12 protein-coding genes are annotated in these 15,940 nt (G+C 71.1%); 1 reads left to right on the top strand and 11 read right to left on the bottom strand.

What is annotated here, in order from left to right:
• Positions 1–4 precede the first annotated feature (4 nt).
• The 8 genes from VFV89_RS01755 to VFV89_RS01720 form a co-directional block, all read right to left on the bottom strand.
• Positions 5–1,099 carry an ABC transporter permease gene (locus VFV89_RS01755; protein ID WP_329704170.1) on the bottom strand — a complete coding sequence of 365 codons (1,095 nt, stop codon included), beginning with the start codon at positions 1,097–1,099 and terminating at the stop codon, positions 5–7.
• Between the two features lie 8 nt (positions 1,100–1,107).
• Positions 1,108–2,649: an ABC transporter ATP-binding protein gene (locus tag VFV89_RS01750; RefSeq protein ID WP_329704169.1), complete on the bottom strand. Its 1,542-nt coding sequence runs from the start codon at positions 2,647–2,649 to the stop codon at positions 1,108–1,110.
• Between the two features lie 156 nt (positions 2,650–2,805).
• Positions 2,806–3,861, bottom strand: a complete 1,056-nt coding sequence (locus tag VFV89_RS01745; RefSeq protein WP_329704168.1) for a BMP family ABC transporter substrate-binding protein — start codon at positions 3,859–3,861, stop codon at positions 2,806–2,808.
• Positions 3,862–4,074: 213 nt separating this feature from the next.
• Positions 4,075–5,277: an amidohydrolase gene (locus tag VFV89_RS01740; protein ID WP_329704167.1), complete on the bottom strand. Its 1,203-nt coding sequence runs from the start codon at positions 5,275–5,277 to the stop codon at positions 4,075–4,077.
• A 99-nt stretch (positions 5,278–5,376) separates the two neighbouring features.
• Positions 5,377–6,465, bottom strand: a complete 1,089-nt coding sequence (locus VFV89_RS01735) for a ScyD/ScyE family protein (RefSeq protein ID WP_329704166.1) — start codon at positions 6,463–6,465, stop codon at positions 5,377–5,379.
• Positions 6,466–6,620: 155 nt separating this feature from the next.
• On the bottom strand, positions 6,621–7,619 hold the full coding sequence (gene meaB / locus VFV89_RS01730) for a methylmalonyl Co-A mutase-associated GTPase MeaB (protein WP_329704165.1): 999 nt from the start codon (positions 7,617–7,619) through the stop codon (positions 6,621–6,623).
• Positions 7,620–7,867: 248 nt separating this feature from the next.
• Positions 7,868–10,021: a methylmalonyl-CoA mutase gene (gene scpA / locus VFV89_RS01725; protein WP_329704164.1), complete on the bottom strand. Its 2,154-nt coding sequence runs from the start codon at positions 10,019–10,021 to the stop codon at positions 7,868–7,870.
• A complete protein-coding gene (locus tag VFV89_RS01720) occupies positions 10,018–11,724 on the bottom strand; it encodes a methylmalonyl-CoA mutase family protein (RefSeq protein WP_329704163.1) in 1,707 nt (568 codons plus the stop codon). The genes scpA and VFV89_RS01720 overlap by 4 nt, the downstream gene beginning before the upstream one ends.
• Positions 11,725–11,834: 110 nt before the next feature.
• Between VFV89_RS01720 and VFV89_RS01715 the strand changes: the two genes are divergently transcribed.
• Positions 11,835–13,907 carry an elongation factor G-like protein EF-G2 gene (locus VFV89_RS01715; protein WP_414690336.1) on the top strand — a complete coding sequence of 691 codons (2,073 nt, stop codon included), beginning with the start codon at positions 11,835–11,837 and terminating at the stop codon, positions 13,905–13,907.
• Here the strand turns inward: VFV89_RS01715 and VFV89_RS24805 are convergent.
• The 3 genes from VFV89_RS24805 to VFV89_RS01705 all read right to left on the bottom strand — a co-directional run.
• A complete protein-coding gene (locus VFV89_RS24805) occupies positions 13,867–13,998 on the bottom strand; it encodes a DUF2510 domain-containing protein (protein ID WP_414690337.1) in 132 nt (43 codons plus the stop codon). The genes VFV89_RS01715 and VFV89_RS24805 overlap by 41 nt on opposite strands.
• Before the next feature lie 89 nt (positions 13,999–14,087).
• Positions 14,088–14,906 carry a succinate dehydrogenase/fumarate reductase iron-sulfur subunit gene (locus VFV89_RS01710; protein WP_329704161.1) on the bottom strand — a complete coding sequence of 273 codons (819 nt, stop codon included), beginning with the start codon at positions 14,904–14,906 and terminating at the stop codon, positions 14,088–14,090.
• 2 nt (positions 14,907–14,908) lie between these two features.
• The coding region (locus VFV89_RS01705; RefSeq protein WP_329704160.1) for an FAD-binding protein at positions 14,909–15,940 on the bottom strand (1,032 nt) is incomplete at its 5' end.

The raw sequence follows: 15,940 nt of genomic DNA, 5'->3' as shown, positions 1-15,940 counted from the left end.
GTGCTCATGCGTTCGCCTCCTCGGGCTCGCGGGGCTCGGGGACCAAGGCCTTCGCGACCGCCTGTTGCTCCAGCCGGACACCGTAGCGACGCACGATCTCGTAGGAGATGACCACGGTGAGGACGATGGTGCCCTGGGTGATCGCCACGATGTCGGGGGAGACCCCGACCAGGATCTGGAGCGGGTTGGACTGCTCGTTCAGGAAGGCGAAGAGGAGCGCGCCCACCGCGACGCCGATGGGGTGGTTGCGCCCCAGCAGCGCGATCGCGATGCCGGCGAAGCCGAGGCCGGACTGGAAGGTCGAGCCGTACTGGTAGCTGTCGCCGAACAGGATCGGCAGGCCGACGAGCCCGGCCACGGCACCGGAGATCAGCATCGCCAGGACGACCATCCGGGTGATGTTGATCCCGCTGGCCGTGGCGGCCGTGGTCGAGCGGCCGGTCGCGCGCAGGTTGAACCCGAACCGGGTCTTGTTGAGCACGAACCAGTAGAGGAAGCCGACGAGGACGACGATCACCACGAAGCCGTAGATCTCCTGGCCCGGACCGCTCCCGATCGAGATGTTGGGGATCCGGCTGCCCTCGGGGATGACCTTCGTGCCGATCGCGTTGGAGCCCTCCACCCGCACCGACGCCTTGCGCAGGAGGTAGGCGACGAGGGCGGTGGCGATGGCGTTGAGCATGATCGTCGAGATGACCTCGCTGACTCCCCGAGTCGCGCGCAGTACGCCGGCGATGCCGGCCCACACGGCGCCGACCGCCATCGCGCAGATGATCGCCAGGGCGGTGTTGAGGTAGCCGGGCAGCCACGCCTCGCCGGCCACCACCGCCGCGGTGAACGCTGCGATGCGGTACTGGCCGTCGACCCCGATGTTGAACAGGTTCATCCGGAAGCCGACAGCGGCGGCCAGGCCGGACAGGTACAGCACCATGGCGTTGTCGATGATGTTGGCGACGTTGCGCCGCTCGGGCATCGACAGGATCTGCTTCCAGACGTCGAGCACGGGGTCGCCCGCCGCCGCCAGCACGATGCTGGTGATCACGAACGCCGCCGCCAGGGCGAGGAGGGGCGCGCTGATGGCCAGGACGAACTTCGTCATGCGCGGGGTCATTCTCCGGCTCCCGTCATCGCCGAGCCCAGCTGCTCGGGCGTCACGTCGTCGGGGTCGAAGGTGCCGACCAGGCGGCCGCGCAGGATGACCTCGATCCGGTCCGAGAGGCCGATCAGCTCGTCGAGGTCGGCAGAGATCAGGAGCACCGCGAGCCCCTTGCGGCGGGCTGTCTTGATGTGGGTCCAGATCGCCGCCTGGGCGCCGACGTCGACGCCGCGGGTCGGGTGGGCCGCGATCAGCAGGATCGGGTCACTGCTCATCTCGCGGCCGACGATGAGCTTCTGCTGGTTGCCGCCGGACAGCGCGCGGGCCAGCACGTCCGGGCCGGGCGTGCGCACGTCGTACTCGGCGATGATCCGCTCGGTGTCGGCGCGGGCCGCCCGCTTGTCGATCAGAATGCCCTTGGCACTGGGTGGCCGGTCCTGGTGACCCAGCACGCGGTTCTCCCACAGCGGCGCGTCGAGCAGCAGCCCGTGCCGGTGCCGGTCCTCCGGGATGTAGCCGATGCCGCCGTCGCGGCGCTCGCGCGTCGACTGGGAGGACAGGTCGGTCCCGGTCAGCTCGATGGTGCCGGTCGCGCCGGGGCGCATCCCCATGATCGACTCCACCAGCTCGGCCTGGCCGTTGCCCTCGACGCCGGCGATGCCGAGGACCTCGCCCTTGTGGATGTCGAAGCTGATGTCGTCGAGCAGCGGCCGCGACTCGGGACCGGGGAGGCTGAGGTGCTTGACCGACAGCAGGACCTCGTCGGTCACCGTCGAGGTCTCGGTGCTGGGCGAGGGCAGCTCGGATCCGACCATCAGCTCGGCGAGCTGGCGGGCTGTCACCTGGTCGGGCGTGACCGTGCGGACCGTGGTGCCCCGGCGGATCACGGTGATCTCGTCGGCGACGCGGAGCACCTCGTCGAGCTTGTGGCTGATGAAGATGACGGAGAGGCCCTCCTTCTTCAGCCCGCGCAGGTTGCCGAAGAGCTCGTCGACCTCCTGCGGCACCAGCACCGCGGTGGGCTCGTCGAGGATCACGATCCGCGCACCGCGGTAGAGCACCTTGAGGATCTCGACCCGCTGCCGGGCACCGACCCCGAGCTCCTCCACGAGGCGGTCCGGCTCGATGTCGAGGCCGTAGGCGTCGGAGATGCGCATGACCTCGGCACGAGCCTCGGCGCCGATGCCGTGCAGCTTCTCGGCACCGAGCACGACGTTCTCGAGCACGGTGAAGTTGTCGGCCAGCATGAAGTGCTGGAAGACCATGCCCACCCCGGCCTTGATCGCGTCGGCCGGTGAGTGCAGGGTGACCTGCTCGCCGTTGATCTCGATGGTGCCGGAGTCGGGGGGCTGGACGCCGTAGAGGATCTTCATCAGCGTCGACTTGCCGGCGCCGTTCTCGCCGACGATGGCGTGGATGGTGCCCCTGCGGACGTCGATGTTGATGTCGTCGTTGGCGATGACGCCCGGGAACCGCTTGCCGATCCCCCTGAGCCGGACGGCCACCTCGCCCGCCTGCGCCTCTGCGGCCGGCTCTTCGACGGTGCTTGTCACACCCGCTGCCCTCCCTCGCTCAGCCCTGCCCTCACGGCGTCGGGCCGACCCTACTCAAAGTCACCGGACTCAGACAGAAGGACCCGCGGACACCCCGCTCTCGGCGGGGGGTCCGCGGGTCCTGGTGCTCTCGGACGGGTTCGTCCTCGCGTCGAGCTACGGCGTGGTCGGAACCGTGATCTCGCCGTCGATGATCTTCTGCTTGAACTCGTCGAGCTGGTCGGTGATGTCGTCGATCTGGCCACCGCTGGTGGCGTAGCCGACACCGTCGACGCTCAGGTCGTAGGTCTTGACACCGGTCGGGAAGGTCCCGCCGACGACCTCCTTGAGGTAGTTGTAGACCGCGACGTTCACGTTCTTCAGCATCGAGGTCATGATGACGTCGCGCACCGACGGGTCAGCGGTGTTGTACTGGTCGGAGTCGACGCCGATCGCGAGCTTGCCCGCGTCGGAAGCCGCCTCGAACACACCACCACCGGAGCCACCGGCCGCCGCGTAGACGATGTCGGCACCGTTGTCGTACATGCCCTCGGCCGCGGTCTTGCCCTTGGCCGGGTCACCGAAGCCGGAGAAGTCCGGCGGCTGGGTCAGGTAGGTGACGTCGATCTTGATGTCGGGGTTGACGGCTTTGGCGCCGGCCTCGTAGCCCGCCTGGAACTTCTCGATCAGGGGGACCTGGACACCGCCGATGAAGCCGACGTGGGCCGCCTGGGACTTCAGGGCCGCGGCCGCGCCGACCAGGAACGAGCCCTGCTCCTCGGCGAAGACCAGGCTGGCGACGTTGGGGACGTCGGCGAGCGTGGAGTCGTCGATGATCGCGAAGTGGGTGTCGGGGTACTGGGCAGCCACCTTGCCGACGGACTCGGCGTAGGCGAAGCCCACCGCGATGATCGGGTCGTAGCCCGCCTCGGCGAAGGTCACGAGCCGCTCCTCACGGGCGGACTCGGCCTCGCCGTCGGTCGCCTCGGACTCCTCGGCCTCGATGCCGAAGTCCTCCTTGGCCTTGTCGAGGCCGGCGGCAGCGGAGTCGTTGAACGACTGGTCGCCACGTCCACCGACGTCGTAGGCCATGCCGACCTTGATGTCCGACTTGGGGGTGTCGCCACCACCGCCGCTGTCGCTGCCGCTGTCACTGTCGTCGCCGCACGCGGTCGCTCCGAGGGCGAGAATGCCTACCGTCAGGATCGATGCGAACTTCCTACTGCGTCGCAAGACGCCTCCTTGAGATTCTGGGCCCCGGGGCCTGTGATCGGGTGAACGTTATAGGTTCCGACGCCCTTTGACGACACTTGCCGCACCAAGCGTTCGGCGGTTGTTACCCACTGGTGACCTGACAGGGTGAAGTCGGGTCGCAGCCGTGGTCCGGACGGGCCATGGCGGGGTTCTGTCCGGGCCACTCGGCGGATCCCGTCCGGGTCATCCCCGTCAGGAGCGCCCGACGGCCAGGAGGGCGGCCTCGGCCAGGATCCGGGCGCCGATCCCGATCGCCCGCTCGTCGACGCGCAGGTTGCCCTGGTGCAGGTCGTACGTCGCCCCGCCGGGGGCGCGCGTGCCGAGCCGCATCATCGCGCCCGGGACGCGCTCGAGGTACCAGCCGAAGTCCTCGGCACCGAGGCTCTGCGGCGCCGAGACCTGGCCGGAGTCGCCGAGCACGGCCCGGACCGCGTCGGCCAGGACGCGGTTGGAGCGCGGCTCGTTGACCACCGGCGGGACCCCGCGCTGGTAGTCGACCTCGGCGGTCACGCCGTAGGGCCGGACGATCTCGTCCACGACCGTGCGGACCACCGCCTCGCAGTCGGCCCAGGCGACCGCGTCGAGGATCCGGACCGTGCCGGTCACCGCGCCGCGGTCGGGGATCACGTTGGGCGCGGAGCCGGCGTGCAGGCTCCCCCACACGACGCTGACCCCGGCGCGGGGGTCCATCCGGCGGCTCAGGACGGCCGGGAGCTCGGTGGTCACCTTGGCCAGCGCGAAGGTGAGGTCTCCGGTCAGGTGCGGCCGGCTGGTGTGCCCGCCGGTCCCGCGGAGCCGGACCTCGACCCGGTCGGCGGCGCTGGTCAGCGGCCCCAGCCGGAGCCCGACCTGCCCGACGTCGATCCCCGGGTCGCAGTGCAGCGCGAAGATGCACTCGACCTCGTCGAGCGCCCCCTCGTCGATGAGGTGCAGGGCGCCGCCCGGCATCACCTCCTCGGCCGGCTGGAAGAGCAACCGGACCCGGGCCGGCAGCAGGCCGCGGTCGTGCACCTCGGCCAGGGCGAGCGCAGCGCCGGTCAGGGCGGTCGTGTGCACGTCGTGGCCGCAGGCGTGCGCGACGCCTGCGACCGTGCTGGCCCACGGGTCGCCGGTGAGGTCCTGGACCGGCAGCCCGTCCATGTCGGCCCGCAGCGCCACCCGCGGCCCACGGGCGCCGAGGTCCGCGGCGAAGCCGGTGCGGCTGAACCGGGTGATCTCCCACCCCGCCTGGGCGACCCGGCCCGCGACCGCCTCGGCGGTCCGGGTCTCCGACCACGACAGCTCGGGGTGGGCGTGCAGGTCGCGGCGGAGGTCGACGAGGTCGGCGTCGTACTTCTCGACGACGTCAGCGATGACTGTGGAGGCGGTGCGGCCCGCCCGCGGCTGGTCGTGCATGTCCCTCCCAAGTTAGTTCACCGGGGCGGGTTCGACCGCATCAACGGGAGAATCCCCGGCGCCGGGTGGCGCCGGGGATCCTCGCGGTTCGGTGATGGGTCAGGGAGCGATCGTCACGACCTGTCCCTTGGGCTTCTTGCCGGGCAGCGCGTGGATCGTGGCGAGCAGCCCGGTCGGGGTGGTCTCGACGGCCGCGGGGAGCGGCACCTTGAGGTAGGTCTTCGCCTTGTGCTTGCCGGCCTTGATCTTCGAGATCTCGCCGCGGAACAGCTGGGCGACGTAGACGTCGCCGTTGCTGGCGACCGCGACGCCGGTCGGGCTGAGCAACCCCTCGGCGATCGTGGTGACCTTGCCGGTGGCCGGGTCGATGCGCAGCACCCGGCCGTTGAGGCCGAGGCTCGGGTCCTCCGGGCCGCCAGGGAGGCTGGTGACGTAGAGGGAGCCGTCCGCCGCGACCTCGACATCGGTCGGCACCGCCTCGAGGGCGAGCTTGCGGCCGACGAGGCAGGACGGCGCGTGGTTGGCCTCGACCGCACTCTTGGTGAGCTTGACCTTCACCGGCTTCAGGGCCGCGACGGTGGAGAACTGGCCCTGCGCGTCGAGCGCGAGGATCGCGTTGGCACCCGCGTCGGCCACGTAGGTGACGCCGTTGGGAGCGGTGGCCACTGCGTAGGAGTGGGTCTCCTTGCGGCCGGAGTAGGGCTGGACCTCCTTGGGGGCCTTCGCCAGGCAGGACTTGGGCGTGTTGAGGAGGCCGTACTTGAACTTCCCGTCCGGGTTCGCCTTCTTCTCGTACTTCCAGGTGTCGCCGAGCTGGACCGGCGCTCCGGCGGCGTCCAGCGTCCAGACCCCGCCGGACTTGTTGTCGCTGGACCCGGTCACGAAGCGGAGCACGCCGCCGTCGGCCGAGACGCCGTCGGCGCCGTGGTGCTTGCTCTTGTAGATGACCGAGACCGGTCCGTTGTTGGGCGCCTGCTTGTAGAGGAGCCCGGCGAACGAGTCGGCCCAGTAGCGCGTGCCGTCGGGCGCCTGGGCGACGCTGAGCGGCCCGACGAGCTTCTTGGCGACGACGGCGACGGTGGGCTTGGCCTTGTGTGCCGAGTGACCGGCCGGCGCCGCGCTGGCGGCGGCGGTGGTGCCCGCGAGCGCCAGGGCCGCGGCAGCGGCGAGGAGATGACGTGTGGACATGCAGACCTCCGATGGTCGGACGAGGAGATGACTGTTCGAGGCTGGCGGTGCGCTCCCCCGGTCGCATCCGCGCCTACCCGGACTTTCGTATGCGTGCTGTCCCGGCCACAAGGGGTGTTGTGTCCCGACGCGCCGGGACAGCCGGAAAACCACCATTAGGGGTGAGAGCGAGGCTCGTCGTACGCCGCGAGCAGGCGGTCGGCGGCCACCGGAGCCGGCAGCTCGCCGGCCAGGACCGCGGCGCGGACCTCGTCGCGGATCCGGCGTACGCCCGGCGAGTGGCGCAGCCGCTGGTCGAGCTCGTCGCGCACCAGGGCCCAGGTGAAGTCCAGCTGCTGCTGCGCCCGCTTCTCGGCCAGCCCCTCGGGACCGAGGTGCTCGCGGTGCGCGAGCACGCGTCGCCACAGCTCGTCGACGCCGACGTCGTGGAGCCCGGAGACGGTGACGACCGGTGGGACCCACTCGCCCCTCCCGCGGACCAGCCGCAGGGCGCCCGCGAGCTCGCGGGCCGCCTCGCGGGCCTCGCCCTCGCGGTCGCCGTCGGCCTTGTTCACCGCGATCACGTCGGCGAGCTCGAGGATGCCCTTCTTGATGCCCTGCAGCTGGTCGCCGGTCCGGGCCAGGGTCAGGAACAGGAACGTGTCGACCATCCCGGCCACCGTGACCTCCGACTGGCCCACCCCGACGGTCTCCACCAGCACCACGTCGTAGGCGGCCGCCTCGAGGACCGCCATCGCCTGCACGGTGGCCCGGGCGACGCCGCCGAGGGTGCCGGCTGCCGGCGAGGGCCGGATGAACGCGTCCGGGTCGGCCGAGAGCCTCGACATCCGGGTCTTGTCCCCCAGCACCGAGCCGCCGGTGCGCACGCTGGACGGGTCGACCGCGAGGACACCCACCCGGTGCCCCTCGGCGGTAAGCCGGGTGCCGAGCGACTCGATGAACGTCGACTTGCCGACCCCTGGCACCCCGGAGATACCGACGCGAACCGCCGTGGACCGGGCGCCGGAGCCGGCGTCCTCGGCCAGCGCGGTCAGCAGCTCGCGCGCCGCCGCACGGTGCTCCCGCTTGGACGACTCGACCAGCGTGATCGCCTGGGACACCGCGGCGCGGCGTCGCTCATGGATGCCCGCGATCAGGGCCTTGACATCAGGCACCGGGGGGGTGGGCTCCCTCCGGGGGGAGTTTCGTCGGCTGGCCGACGAAACTCTCGGTGGGACGACAAAGCTTCGTCGTCCAGGGAACAGTTCCGTCGGCTGACCGACGGATGTCCCCATGAGTCCCGTCCAGGAGCAGTTTCGTCGGCTGGCCGACGAAACCCTCGGTGGGACGACAAAGCTTCGTCGTCCGGGAGAGAGCTTCGTCGGCTGACCGACGAAACTCCCCCCGGGCCACGACCTGCACGCTAGTGGTCCAGTTGCTCACGCAAGCGGGCCAGCAGATCCAGGGCGGACTCGGCGATCACGGTGCCGGGCAGGAAGACCGCGGCGGCGCCCATCTGCTGCAACGTGGGCACGTCGTCGGGCGGGATCACCCCGCCGACGACGACCATGATGTCGGGGCGGCCCTGCTGCTCGAGAGCCTTCTTCAGGGCCGGCAGCAGCGTGAGGTGGCCGGCGGCCAGCGAGGAGATCCCGACGATGTGCACGTCGGCGTCCACCGCCTGCTGGGCCACCTCCTCCGGCGTGGAGAACAACGGCCCCACGTCGACGTCGAAGCCCATGTCGGCGAAGGCGGAGACGATGACCTTCTGCCCACGGTCGTGGCCGTCCTGCCCCATCTTGGCCACCAGGATGCGAGGCCGCCGGCCCTCGGCCTCCTCGAACTCCGCGGTCTGGGCCAGGACCTGCTGGACCAGGGAGCTGCCGGCCTCGCCGGACTCGTCCCTGAACACGCCGCTGATGGTACGGATCGTGGCCTGGTGCCGGCCGTACACCTTCTCCAGCGCGTCCGAGATCTCCCCCACCGTGGCCTTGGCCCGGGCCGCGTCGACGGCCAGCTCGAGCAGGTTGCTCCCGCCCGGGCCGTCCTCGGCCGACCGGGTCAGGGCATCGAGGCTGCGGCGTACGGCGTCGTCGTCCCGCTCGGACCGGAGCCTCTCGAGCTTGGCCACCTGCTGGCGGTATACGTCGTCGTTGTCGACCCTGAGCACCTCGAGGGGCTCCTCGGCGGCCAGCCGGTAGGTGTTGACACCGATCACCTTCTGGGCGCCGGAGTCGATCCGGGCCTGGGTCCGCGCGGCAGCCTCCTCGATCCGCATCTTGGGGATGCCCTGCTCGATGGCCTTGGCCATCCCGCCGGCCCGCTCGGCCTCCAGGATGTGCGCCCACGCGCGCTCGGCCAGGTCGTGGGTGAGCCGCTCGACGTAGTAGGAGCCGGCCCAGGGGTCGATCGTGCCCGTCGTGCCGCTCTCCTGCTGGAGGAGAAGCTGGGTGTTGCGGGCGATCCGGGCCGAGAAGTCGCTGGGCAGCGCGATCGCCTCGTCCAGCGCGTTGGTGTGCAGCGACTGGGTGTGGCCCTGGGTGGCGGCCATCGCCTCGATGCAGGTCCGGCCGACGTTGTTGAACACGTCCTGCGCGGTCAGCGACCAGCCACTGGTCTGGGAGTGGGTGCGCAGGCTCAGCGACTTCGGGTTCTGCGGGTCGAACTGGCGCACCAGCCGGCTCCACAGCGCCCGGGCCGCCCGCAGCTTGGCGACCTCCATGAAGAAGTTCATGCCGATCGCCCAGAAGAAGCTGAGCCGGGGCGCGAACTGGTCGATCGTCATGCCGGTGGCGAGGCCGGCCCGGATGTACTCGACCCCGTCCGCCAGCGTGTAGGCGAGCTCGAGGTCCTGGGTCGCCCCGGCCTCCTGGATGTGGTAGCCGGAGATCGAGATCGAGTTGAAGCGGGGCATGTGGGCCGCGGTGTAGCTGAAGATGTCGGAGATGATCCGCATGCTCGGTTCGGGCGGGTAGATGTAGGTGTTGCGGACCATGAACTCCTTGAGGATGTCGTTCTGGATGGTCCCGCTGAGCTGCTCCGGCTTCACCCCCTGCTCCTCGGCCGCGGCGACGTAGAGCGCGAGCACGGGCAGCACGGCGCCGTTCATCGTCATCGACACCGACATCTCGTCGAGCGGGATGCCGTCGAAGAGCGTGTGCATGTCGAGGATCGAGTCGATGGCCACCCCGGCCATCCCGACGTCTCCGCGCACCCGCGGGTGGTCGGAGTCGTAGCCACGGTGCGTCGGCAGGTCGAAGGCGACGCTCAGCCCCTTCTGGCCCGCGGCGAGGTTGCGCCGGTAGAACGCGTTGGACTCCTCGGCGGTGGAGAAGCCGGCGTACTGCCGGATCGTCCACGGCTGGGTCGTGTACATCGTCGGGTAGGGGCCCCGCAGGAACGGCGAGAGCCCCGGCCAGGTGTCGAGCGCGTCGAGCCCCTCGACGTGCTCGGGCCCGTAGGCCGGCAGGATCTCGATCCCCTCAGGAGACGCCCAGGGTTCCCCCTCGCTGCTGGGGCTCAGCTGCGAGCGCCGCGAGCCCAGGGGAAGCCCGGCGAAGCTCTTCGGGACGCTCATCGCAGCTTCTCCCTCGTACGCCGCAGGAAGTCCAGCGCGTCCACGCCGAGGGCGCACGAATCGTCGGCCCACTCGCGCGGCCGGCCGGCCACGACGACCCACTCGGCCCCGGCCTCGCGCAGGGCCGCCGCCCGCGCGGCGCCCTCCTCGTCGTAGGCGGCGTCGGTCCCGACGATGCACGCGACGCGTGGTGGGCGCGGTGCCCTGTCGGACCCGGCCGCCTCGACCACGCCGATCCCGCCGGCGGCGAGGAGGTTCGTGGCGAACGTGGCGCGCGCGGTGTGCTGGGCGACGGTGCCGAGCGGGGCGAGCAGGACCGGCTCCTCGGCAGGGTCGTCACGGAGGGACTCGAAGGCCGCCCCGTAGCGGCGGACCTCGTCCTCGGGAGCCGGGGGCCGCACGGGCAGCTCCTCGGCGAGGTTCGGGAACTCGCTGAGCCCGGTGATCGGCCGCCTGCGGGTCGCGACGTCACGGTCCCGCCGGGCCACGGTCCCGGCGATCTCCTCCTCGAGGTCGGCGCCCTCCTCCAGGCGGCCGAACAGCTCCCACGCGGCGACGGCGAGGTCCTCGGTCAGCTTCTCGACGGCGTAGGCGCCGCCGGCCGGGTCGCTCACCACGGCGACGTGGGACTCCTCGATGAGCAGGTGCGAGGTGTTGCGGGCGATCCGCCGGCCGAACGCGTCCGGCGTCCCGAGCGGGGTGTCGAACGGCAGCACGGTCACGGCGTCGGCGCCACCGACACCGGCCGCGAACGCGGCCACCGTGGTGCGGAGCATGTTGACCCACGGGTCGTACTTGCTCAGCATCGCGCGGCTGGTGACCGCGTGCTGGTGCTGCGCGCGGTCCTGCGCGTCGCTGAGCTCGAGCACCCGCGCCCAGAGGCGGCGAGCGGCCCGGAGCTTGGCGATCGTCGGGAGCTGCTCGGCGGTCGCGGCGTAGCGGAACTCGACGAGCCGTGCTGCCTCGTCGACGCCGACCTCCGCCTCGCTGAGCCTGCGGAGGTAGGCCGCACCGACGGCGAGCGAGTGCGCGAGCTCCTGGACGTCGGACGCGCCGCGGTCGTGCAGGGCGGCCGCGTCGACGACGTACGCGCGGATGCCGGCCCGGCGCGCGAGCTCCGCCGGCTCGGGGCCCGCCGCGGCGGCGTCGAGCCCGAGGTTCGTCCGCGGCTCCAGGTCGCGGCCCTCGGCGTGCCGCAGGAAGGCGCGAGCGCCGGCCTCGGTGGTCTCGAGCACCACCGGGGCCAGGTCGAGCAGGACCCGGTCGAGGAGCACGGCGAAGTCGGTGTCCTCGGGGACGCGGAGCCAGAGCGAGGTTGCCCCACCCTCCAGGTCGGCGAGCAGGGTCTCGTTGTCCGCCCGCGCGTCGGTCACCAGGAGGTGGGCCCGGACGTCCCACGCGCCGGCCCGGGAGGGCCGGCCGCTGGTCGTCAGGTCGTCGAGGAGCTCCGGCGTGCCTAGCGGGCTGACCCCGATGCCGTCCAGTGTCGTCAGGGTGAGCTTCTCCCAGACCAGCGCGTCGGGCTCGTCGTCGCCGAGCCGGCGCGCCCTGCGCAGCACCGCGGCCGCCGCGGCCTCCCACTCCGCCCGTCCCTGGGCCCGGTCGCGACGGTCCTCGGGCGCGGCCAGGCGGAGGCTGCCCTGCTCCGGCTCGAGCTCCTCCGGCTCGGCCAGGCCGCCCTCGACGGTCTGCTCGTCGGTCACGTCCCGAGCGTAGGTAGACCTGCGGCGCGAGGCCACGAACTGTGAGGTTTTCAACCGCTCGGCCACCGCAGGGGGTTGTCTGGCGGGCGTGACGGGAGGAACGTGTCCTCATGGTGGACAAAGGAGCTCGTGCAGCCGGCAGACAAGATCTCGAGGCCCTCAAGCCCGATGAGATACGAAACGTCGTGCTGGTGGGGCCGAGCTCCGGTGGCAAGACCACGCTCCTGGAGACGTTGCTCGTCCACAGCGGTGCGCTGACCCGCGCCGGCTCGGTGACCGAGGGCACCACCGTCTCCGACTTCGAGTCCGGCGAGCGCTCCCACGGCCGGTCGATGAGCCTCGCGGTGGCGCCCGTCGTGCACCGCGGCGTGAAGGTGAACCTCATCGACACCCCCGGCTACGCCGACTTCGTCGGTGAGCTGCGCGCCGGCCTGCGCGCCGCGGACTGCGCGCTGTTCGTGATCGCCGCCAACGAGCCGGTGGACCAGGTCACCGCCATGCTGTGGCGCGAGTGTGCCGACGTGGGGATGCCGCGAGCGGTGGTGGTGACCAAGCTCGACCACGCCCGGGCCGACTACCCGGGGGTGCTGGCGGCAGCCCAGGCGACGTTCGGGAGCACCGGTGACAAGGTGCTCCCGCTCTACGTCCCGGTCATGTCCGGCTCCGAGGTGACCGGGCTGATCGGGCTCCTCGGCGCCGACGGCGGCGACGAGCACGCCGACGCCCGGGACGCGCTGATCGAGGGGATCATCGAGGAGTCCGAGGACGAGGGGCTGATGGACCGCTACCTCGCGGGCGAGGCGGTCACCGAGGAAGCCCTGCTCGAGGACCTGCACCGGGCGATGGCCCGCGGCACGTTCTTCCCGGTCGTCGCCGCCTGCTCCCAGAGCGGCGTGGGCTGCGACGAGCTGCTCGACCTCATGGTCCGCGGCTTCCCGGCCCCCAGCGAGCACCCGGCACCGGAGACCTACACCCCGGCCGGCGCCCCCGCCTCTGCCGTCGACTGCGACCCGCAGGGACCGCTGGTCGCCGAGGTCGTGAAGACCACCAGCGACCCCTACGTCGGGAGGATCAGCCTGGTCCGGGTGTTCTCCGGCACCCTCGACCCGGACAAGCCGGTGCACGTGTCCGGCCACCTGACGTCGTTCTTCGGGGCCGAGTCCGGCCACGCCGACCACGACGACGACGAGAAGATCGGGTCGCTGTCCTACCCCTTCGGCCAGGGCCTGCAGCCGGCACCCCGCGTGGTGTGCGGCGACATCGCCACCGTGGGGCGGCTGTCCCGGGCCGAGACCGGTGACACGCTCTCCTCGGTCGACGACCCGCGGGTGCTCAAGCCGTGGTCGCTGCCGACCCCGCTGCTCCCGATCGCGATCGAGGCGGCCACGAAGTCCGACGAGGACAAGCTGTCCACCGCCCTGTCCCGGCTGGCCGCCGAGGACCCGTCGCTCCGCGTCGAGCTGGGTGCGGGCGAGTCGGCCCAGCTGCTGCTGTGGACGATGGGCGAGGCGCACGCCGACGCCGCGATCGGGCGACTGGCGGAGCGGTTCGGCGTCTCGGTCAACCAGGTCGAGGTCACCGTGCCGATGCGCGAGACGCTGAAGGCGCCCGCGAAGGCGACCGGCCGGCACGTGAAGCAGTCCGGCGGCCACGGTCAGTACGCCGTCTGCGAGATCGAGGTCGAGCCGCTCCCGCGCGGATCCGGGTTCGAGTTCGGCGAGCGGGTCGTGGGCGGTGTCGTGCCCCGGCAGTTCATCCCCTCGGTCGAGAAGGGGGTCCGCGCCCAGATGGAGAAGGGCTGCGGCGGCGCGCAGATGGTCGACGTCAAGGTGACGCTGGTCGGCGGGAAGGCGCACAGCGTCGACTCCTCGGACATGGCCTTCCAGAGCGCCGGGGCGCTGGCCCTGCGCGAGGCGGCCGAGGCGGGCGGGCTGGTCAGGCTGGAGCCCTACGACGAGATCGAGGTGACCGTCCCCGCGGACCTGGTCGGCACGATCATGAGCGACCTCGCCTCCCGGCGCGGCCGGGTGCTCGGGCAGGACTCCGACGGCGCGATGGTCGTGGTCCGTGCGCTGGTCCCTGCGGTGGAGCTGATCCGCTACCCGATCGACCTCAGGTCGTCGACGCACGGCGCCGGGTCGTTCACGCGCACCTTCGCGAGCTATGAGCCCGTGACCACCTGAGCCGGCGGTGCCGGACCGGCGACGGTGCTGCTGGGCGCCGCCGCTCGGTCCACCGCGCACCGTCCCAGTAGTGCTGGCGGCCCGGTGCCACGACCCCCGTCACACGGCATAGGAACGCACACGGACGTTGCCGCCGTCAACTTCCCTTGACACCCCACAGGGTATTGACAGGAAATCGCCTCAGGCCTTGGCGGCCGGCCGCTTGACCGGGGTCGTCTCCCGTCCGGGTGCCGCTTCGCGGCCGTGGTCGTCCTTGTTGCGGATCCCGATCTTGTTGCCGAGCCAGACCAGCGGGTCGTACTTCTTGTCGACCACCCGCTCCTTCATGGGGATGATCGCGTTGTCGGTGATCTTGATGTGCTCGGGGCACACCTCGGTGCAGCACTTGGTGATGTTGCACATCCCGATGCCGGCCGCGGCCTGGGCGAGCTCACGCCGGTCGTGGGTGTCGAGCGGGTGCATGTCGAGCTCGGCGTACCGGAGGAAGAAGCGCGGGCCGGCGAAGGCCGGCTTGTTGTCCTCGTGGTCCCGGATGACGTGGCAGACGTTCTGGCACAGGAAGCACTCGATGCACTTGCGGAACTCCTGGCCGCGCTCGACGTCGATCTGCGCCATCCGGCGCTTGCCGTCGGCGTCGCGGGGCGGGAGGGAGACCGAGGGCAGCTCCGAGGCCTTCTCGTAGTTGTAGGAGACGTCGGTGACCAGGTCCCGGATGATCGGGAAGGTCCGCACCGGGGTGACCGTGATCGTCTCGCCGGGCTCGAAGTCGGAGAGCCGGGTCATGCACAGCAGCCGGGGCCGGCCGTTGATCTCGGCCGAGCACGAGCCGCACTTGCCGGCCTTGCAGTTCCACCGCACCGCGAGATCGCCGGCCTGGGTGGCCTGGAGGCGGTGGATCGCGTCGAGGACGACCTCGCCCTCGGAGACCTCGACCGTGAAGTCCTGCAGCCCGCCGCCCTGGTCGTCGCCGCGCCAGACCCGCATCTTCAGCTCAGGCATGTCTACTCCTCGAAGAACTTCTTGAGCTCGTCCGGCATCACCGGGAGCGGCTTCTCGGCCAGGTCGACTCCGTCACCGGCCACGTTGAGGGTGAGCACGAGGTTCTTCGCGCCCCACTCCGGGTCGGGGCCGGGGAAGTCGTTGCGGGTGTGCCCACCTCGCGACTCCTGCCGCGCCAGCGCAGCCTTCGCGATGCACTCCGAGACCAGCAACATGTTGTGGATGTCGATCGAGAGGTGCCAGCCCGGGTTGTAGGCACGGCCGCCCTCGACCTTGAGCCTCGAGGCGCGCTCCTTGAGCTGCTCGATCTCCTTCAGCGACTGCTCGAGCTCGGCCTCGGTGCGGATGATGCCGACCAGGTCGTTCATCGCCTGCTGCAGGTCCTGCTGGATGGTGTAGGCGTTCTCGTCGCCCCGGGAGTCGAACGGCGCCAGCGCGGCCCGCTCCGCGGCCTGGAGCTGGTCGTCGGACAGCGTGGTCCGCGACGAGCCCTTCGCGGCCCGCTCGGCCGCGGCCTCGCCTGCGCGCTTGCCGAACACGATCAGGTCGGACAGCGAGTTGCCGCCGAGCCGGTTGGAGCCGTGCATGCCGCCGGAGCACTCGCCCACGGCGTACAGCCCGTCGACCGAGGACAGCTCGGTGTCGGGGTCGACCTCGACACCGCCCATGACGTAGTGGCAGGTCGGACCGATCTCCATCGGCTCCTGGGTGATGTCGACGTCCGCCAGCTCCTTGAACTGGTGGTACATCGACGGGAGGCGCTTGTGGATGAAGTCGGCCGACCGCCGGGAGGCGATGTCGAGGAAGACCCCACCGTGCGGTGACCCGCGGCCGGCCTTGATCTCGGCGTTGATCGCGCGCGCGACCTCGTCACGCGGCAGCAGCTCGGGCGGGCGACGGTTGTTCTTCTTGTCGTCGTACCAGCGGTCCGCCTCCTCGACGTTGTCCGCGGTCTCGGCCTTGAAGAACTCTGGGATGTAGTCGAACATGAACCGCTTGCCCTCGGAGTTCTTCAGGATGCCGCCGTCGCCGCG

Source organism: Nocardioides sp., from assembly GCF_036274455.1.
Lineage (GTDB): Bacteria > Actinomycetota > Actinomycetes > Propionibacteriales > Nocardioidaceae > Nocardioides.
This window is presented reverse-complemented; position numbering and strand designations above follow the sequence as displayed.